General features: G+C 71.7%; 2 protein-coding genes. Both read right to left on the bottom strand.

Annotated elements, in window-relative coordinates:
• Positions 1 to 66: 66 nt before the first annotated feature.
• On the bottom strand, positions 67 to 414 hold the full coding sequence (locus tag AB0K37_RS42030) for a sec-independent translocase (protein ID WP_363991803.1): 348 nt from the start codon (positions 412 to 414) through the stop codon (positions 67 to 69).
• A gap of 131 nt (positions 415 to 545) precedes the next feature.
• Positions 546 to 1,607, bottom strand: a complete 1,062-nt coding sequence (locus AB0K37_RS42025) for a trypsin-like peptidase domain-containing protein (RefSeq protein ID WP_363991800.1) — start codon at positions 1,605 to 1,607, stop codon at positions 546 to 548.
• Positions 1,608 to 1,776: the final 169 nt, after the last annotated feature.

Below are 1,776 nucleotides of genomic sequence, written 5' to 3'. Positions count from 1 at the left end.
CGGGCGCCCGCCGCCGGGCCGGGCCCGCGCGGACGCCGCGGCCCCGGTGGGCGGCGCGGCGAAGGATCAGGTCGCCTCGTTGTCGAAGGGCGGCTTCTCGCTCGGGTCGAGGCTCGCGGTCGCCGTCGCGTACGAGGGCTCGTCGTCGAACAGGCGGGACGGGTCGTGGTATGTGTCGTCGTCTTCGAACAGGTGCTTGCGGACGAACGTCTTCGGGTTGAGGTCGTTGAGGTCGAAGTCCTTGAACTCGGGGCCGAGGCCCTCCTGAAGGTCGGCCTTGGCGCTGTTGGCCATCTCGCGGAACTGCCGCAGCATCCGGCCGGCCTGCCCGGCGACCTGCGGCAGCTTGTCGCCGAAGATGACCAGGGCGAGGACGACGAGCACCGCCATCTCACCGAGTCCGACGTCGAACAACCCGTCCTCCACACACACGGCAGGCCGCGGCGCGACCGCCTGCACACGACCCGAAGGGGACCGGCCCAGAGACGGGCCGGTCCCCCCAGCGTATCCCCAGCCCGGATGAACCGGACTTGAACATCGGTGCCCTAGTCGGAGGCCAGGGTCACCTGGGCGGTGGCCTCCTTGCCGCCCCGCTGGTAGGTGAGGGTGACGCGGTCGCCGGGCGCCCGGCTGCGGATCTGCGCGATCAGGTCGGTGGCGTCCTCGATCGGCTTGTCGTCGACCTTGGTGATCACGTCGCCGGGCTTGAGGCCCGCCTTGTCCGCCGGGCCGCCCTTGGTCACCGGGTCCTGCCCGTTGACCGGCTGCTGCATGATCCGGGCGCCGCCCTCCTGGTAGCGGGGGTCGGGCAGCACGCCGAGCTTGGCCTGCTTGACGACGCCCGTCCGGATGATCTCCTCGGCGATCCGCTTGCCCTGGTTGATCGGGATCGCGAAGCCGAGGCCGATGCTGCCGCTCTGCTGCTCGCCGCCGAGGGACTGCCCGCCGAGCGTCGCGATCGCGGTGTTGATGCCGATCACGCGGCCCTTCGCGTCCACCAGCGGCCCGCCCGAGTTGCCCGGGTTGATCGCGGCGTCGGTCTGGATGGCGTTCAGGTAGGACGCGTCGCCGCCGCCGCCCTCGCCCCGCGTGGGCACGGCCCGGTTCAGCGAGCTGACGATGCCGGTGGTGACCGAGCCCTGCAGGCCGAGCGGCGAGCCGATCGCGATCACCGGGTCGCCGACGGCGATGGCGCTGGAGTCGCCGACCGGCAGCGGGGGCAGCGAGTGCTGGCCCTCGGGCTTGAGCACCGCGACGTCCGAGCTCGGGTCGGCGCCCTTGATCGTGGCGGGCAGCGTCTTCTTGTCGTTGAAGACGATCTGGATCTGGCCGCCCCCGCCGCCCCCGCCGGAGGCGACGTGGTTGTTGGTGATGACGTAGCCGCCGTTGACGATGAAGCCGGTGCCGCCGATCTCTCCCTGGGACGACTGCACGCGGATCATCACGACGCTCGGCAGCACCCGCTGCGCGACGCCCGCGACCGAGTCCGGCGGACGGTTCTGCACCTTGGTGTCGCTGCTGTCGCTGCCGCCGAGGCTCACCGGGCCGGAGTCGTCGGACCCGCCGGTGGCGATCACGCCGATCCCGGCGCCGACGGCCCCGGCCACCAGCGCGACGATCAGCGCGACGACGGCGAGGAGCCCGAGGCCCGGCCCGCCGCGCGACGACGACGGGGGCGCGTCTTATCACTTGCTCGCTGTGTTGTCTCATTGTCCGAGTCGGCCTTACAGGCATGCCGAAGAGGCCCGCGAAAAGGACTTTCGCCGGCGGGAGAGA

Origin of the sequence: Actinomadura sp. NPDC049753, assembly GCF_040674655.1 — a bacterium.
Classification (GTDB): Bacteria; Actinomycetota; Actinomycetes; order Streptosporangiales; family Streptosporangiaceae; genus Spirillospora; species Spirillospora verrucosospora.
Note: the sequence above shows the minus strand (reverse complement) of the source record. Positions and strands in the feature narration are given on the sequence as shown.